Genomic DNA, 4,591 nt, shown 5'->3' with positions numbered 1-4,591 from the left:
TAAGTCTTGGAGTAGTATCATTCTTATGTATTCTTAAACTTGAAGTTCTTCAATTTCCTTTGCTTGCTCGTCTTGGAGTAGTATCATTCTTATGTATTCTTAAACTTTCTTTGTTTTTGTATACCGTTTCTCTGAGTCTTGGAGTAGTATCATTCTTATGTATTCTTAAACATAACGGACTTAATAATTTTGAACGTTGTGGTCTTGGAGTAGTATCATTCTTATGTATTCTTAAACTCTTGGAGCCGATATGAAAAATGGTGTAGGTCTTGGAGTAGTATCATTCTTATGTATTCTTAAACACCTGTTTGCTGGTCCATAATTCTTATTAGTCTTGGAGCAGTATCATTCTTATGTATTCTTAAACAGAGCAGATATGGTTGACAACCACACTAAGTCTTGGAGTAGTATCATTCTTATGTATTCTTAAACTTAAAAATAATCATAAAAACGATTGTATTGTCTTGGAGTAGTATCATTCTTATGTATTCTTAAACTTCTTTAGATATGAAGTGAGCGGTGCAAAGGTCTTGGAGTAGTATCATTCTTATGTATTCTTAAACCCAATATCAAAAATATTAAAAGTAGGTTCAGTCTTGGAGTAGTATCATTCTTATGTATTCTTAAACTCATTTTCATTAAAGGAATCTACAAAATCAGTCTTGGAGTAGTATCATTCTTATGTATTCTTAAACTAGACCTTGCACTATTTAACAAGGCAATTAGTCTTGGAGTAGTATCATTCTTATGTATTCTTAAACGCGTCATCTTGTAGTGACTTGTTAAAATATGTCTTGGAGTAGTATCATTCTTATGTATTCTTAAACGCTTAGGAGTGTTATATATATCTATGATACAGGTCTTGGAGTAGTATCATTCTTATGTATTCTTAAACAAAATCTTTATTCGGTCCTAAAAATAAAGAGTCTTGGAGTAGTATCATTCTTATGTATTCTTAAACGAATTAAAAGACTTGAAAGTTTTCACAAGGGTCTTGGAGTAGTATCATTCTCATGTATTCTTAAACTTCATTAAACGCCGAAAACAAAGCGTATGTGTCTTGGAGTAGTATCATTCTTATGTATTCTTAAACGAACTGGTGAATTAGTTCAACGAACAATGAGTCTTGGAGTAGTATCATTATTATGTATTCTTAAACACAACAACATTAATAGTAATTAATTGGTAGTCTTGGAGTAGTATCATTCTTATGTATTCTTAAACGAATTAAAAGACTTGAAAGTTTTCACAAGGGTCTTGGAGTAGTATCATTCTTATGTATTCTTAAACTTTATCTATAATCTTATATTTCATTGTATAGTCTTGGAGTAGTATCATTCTTATGTATTCTTAAACTTTATAAAGAACCGGTAAACATTATTATTATTAGTCTTGGAGTAGTATCATTCTTATGTATTCTTAAACGAACTGGTTCTACTTTGAAACCTAATGCAGTCTTGGAGTAGTATCATTTTATGTATTCTTAAACACTCTCTCTCATATTTGTTCATTATAGGCAGTCTTGGAGTAGTATCATTCTTATGTATTCTTAAACAAGTTCAATTATTTCAGTTGCTCTAACCCGTCTTGGAGTAGTATCATTCTTATGTATTCTTAAACTAGGTGATAAAAATTCTTGAAAAACAATGTGTCTTGGAGTAGTATCATTCTTATGTATTCTTAAATGCAAGATCATAAAACACAAACTCTCGGGTGTCTTGGAGTAGTATCATTCTTATGTATTCTTAAACTATGGATTTTGAAATCATATTTATCAAAATAAAATACCCATAATTTATGGATATAATTTTAATAATCTATTTTTTATCACCTAATAAATCAATATTTACAACTTTCATTTTCATTTTATTAAAAATAACGTCAGCGCTTCCCTTTGGCCTATTAGGCACGTTAAGACTTGAGGTTAGTGATTTATATTCGATTTTCTTTCCTGATGATTCTGAATATCCAACTACAAAAAATCTCTCTCCAACAGGATTTTCTAATATTGACCCTCTCACTAATTTAAGTTCTCTCTTGAATTCAGGATTGATATTTTTGTTTTTTAATTGTTCTTTGAACACATCATTTTTAAGTATCATTCCTTTGCTTGTGAACTTCGCGTTTAAAGAGTTAATCGCGATGACTTGATATTTATCTTTAATATCTTTATAAACTCATCATTCAGTAGATTTTAATGATTCGTAAAACGATATTTTATCTCCACTCTCGTGAGTTTGGATAATTCCATCTTGAGCTTTTTCTGAAGCTATATATTTTAATTGTCTAATTTTTTGACCATTAACTTCAATATATTTTCCATTATTATTTGCAACTTTAAAGGGTTGCTTTTCATTTTCAAAGTTAAGGTAAATTCGTTTCAACTCATTAATTGTTTTTTGATCTATAAATGTATTCTTAGAATGTTTATCAAATCATTTTTTAAGTTCGTCTTTTTTTGCTTCTACAATATTGATTTTTGAAACTTTATAAAGTTTCCCATCGATAATTTTTCCTCCATAAAGAGTTTCATTAAATAATTGAATATTCTTTTTGGTTATTTTCATCCTTGAAAAAGTCATATCTTCCATTTTTTCGTTCAATACTAAACCTGCCAAATCTATCGACTTCTCAAATTCAGCAAATTCAGAAGTAATAAATGCTTTTGCTTGCTTTGTATATTTCTTACTTGAAGAATTTATTTTTTCAAATCTTAAAGCAGGTTGTGAAAGTATTTTTTCAACAGCCTTAGAATCACCATAGTGCTTATTAATAACTGTAACTATATAAGCATCCTCAGCATGGTGTCCATGCCAAATTCTATTTTTCTTACCTGTTTTGGGATCAAACTGCTCTTGTGGAATATTTGAAGGTCTTTCTAATCTATAAGTTCTATTTGTTTCAATTTTTCTCCTTACATAAGAAGTCATTTTACCGTTAATAGTTTTTACTTTGAAGTTATATTTATCATTGTTTTTTGAAATATCACTCAAATGTTTTATTAACTCTCTTGTTGTGTATCTTGTATCTACTAAATTTCTTTGTAAGAAACCCAGTTGGTTTTCGGGGTCTGAAAAGTCTAGTTTTGAAGTTAGAAATTCAAATTTTTGCTTATCTTTTAGAAAGCTCTTTTCTTTCTCCATCCCTTTGAATGGAATGTATCATTCGCTTCAAAGTTTACTCATTTTTTCAAATTCAACAGAAGAAAGAAATTGGTAAGGTGTTTGATTTAATTTTGATTGGTTGGTTTGTTGTTTTGTCAAAATTTTATTAGAACGAGAGTTGTCAAATGAAATTGAATATGGAATTATGTGATCAATATCATATCAACCAGGATTAGCTATAACATCCTCTTTGTCAATATATTCTCCTGTATAACCGTCTTTACATCCTTGTTGTTCCAATAATCAAATTTTTGTAAATAAACCTGATTTTCTTGAAATTTTACCACCAGCAAACGATTCAACTTGTTTGTTGAATTCTTCAAAATATTTACCTCTATTTGTTTCGTTAATCCTTGCAGCCTTATTGTTATTTTCTCTCGCCATTTCAACAACAACATTAACAACATCAAGGTTATTACTTCCACAATATTGAAAAATAGCTTTTAATATTTTAATGCTTTGTCTTAGTGAGCGTTTAACAGTTGGCGTGTCTATAATATTATCAATTCATTTAATTGAAAAATCAACATCCGTTTTAATGCTTTGAAAATCTTCTTGTCTATTTTTATAAATTCACTCCATTTGATTTATTGGTTCAACGATCAACGTATCTATCATTAATGTCATTGCTTTCTTAGAAAAGCTATGTGTTTGTGCAAAACCCTTTAATTTGGCAAGTTGATTTAGTTGTTCAGGACTCAACCCAAAATTTAAGTCTTGTAGTTTAATGATCCTTTGTTCTATTGTTTGTGTACTAAATAATATTTCTGAAATATTATCAAAAACATTGTCTTGATTATATTTAAAATCATTAATTAAATCTTCTAAAGGAAAGCCAATGATTTTATTTATTTCATAAAGTGATTCAAGAGGTGTAAAAAGAGGTTTATTGCTTTTATCAATTCTATAACCTTTGATTAGTGAGTAATCCTCAAGTTCGAATAGTTTTTTAATTTTATCCATAATTTTCTTTGAATTACTCTTTACTTTTAAAGCAATGAAAACTAACTTTTGTTTATCTTCTTTAGTAAGTTTTTGACCATCAATAGTTATATTATTTAAATCATTAAGTAAATTGAATATTTCTGAAGTTAAAGATTTTTTAGGGTGTCTTGTTTTACTAGGGAATAATGAACATTTCCCAACAGTTTTTGATCAAATAGTATCATATGGATTTTTTGGATCATCAGCTCATCTTGATCACTTGGAAATATCATTTAGATTATTAAAACCTTTTTTAATTGGGTCAACACCAGGACCTTCTTCAAAACTTCTCTGTCTTGTAAAAAGTTTAATAAACTTATCTTTTGTAGAATTTAATAAGAAGTCTTGTTTTCCTAAAATAATATTTATTTCTTTAAGATACTCGTTTTGATGGATTGTTCTATTGAATGTTCCATTTAATCTTGTGTGATCTTTAATATATC

Annotated in this window: 2 protein-coding genes and 1 CRISPR repeat array; both genes read right to left on the bottom strand. The window is 28.4% G+C overall.

Translation table 4 applies throughout. The features are described from left to right. Nucleotides 1-3: 3 nt before the first annotated feature. Nucleotides 4-1,425: a CRISPR direct-repeat array (repeat unit 36 nt; unit sequence GTCTTGGAGTAGTATCATTCTTATGTATTCTTAAAC). A gap of 124 nt (nt 1,426-1,549) precedes the next feature. After that, the gene (locus tag C4B24_RS05280; RefSeq protein ID WP_449406664.1) at nt 1,550-1,696 is read right to left on the bottom strand and encodes a hypothetical protein; all 147 of its coding nucleotides are present in this window, start codon (nt 1,694-1,696) and stop codon (nt 1,550-1,552) included. A gap of 121 nt (nt 1,697-1,817) precedes the next feature. Further along, nucleotides 1,818-4,591, bottom strand: a 2,774-nt coding sequence (cas9, locus tag C4B24_RS04435; protein WP_131599571.1) for a type II CRISPR RNA-guided endonuclease Cas9, incomplete at its 5' end; no start/stop codon positions are given.

The organism is Mycoplasma marinum, assembly GCF_004335975.1.
Taxonomy (GTDB): domain Bacteria; phylum Bacillota_I; class Bacilli_A; order Mycoplasmatales; family Metamycoplasmataceae; genus Mycoplasma_K; species Mycoplasma_K marinum.
The sequence above is the reverse complement of the archived record's forward strand: the minus strand, read 5'-3'. Positions and strand labels throughout refer to the sequence as shown.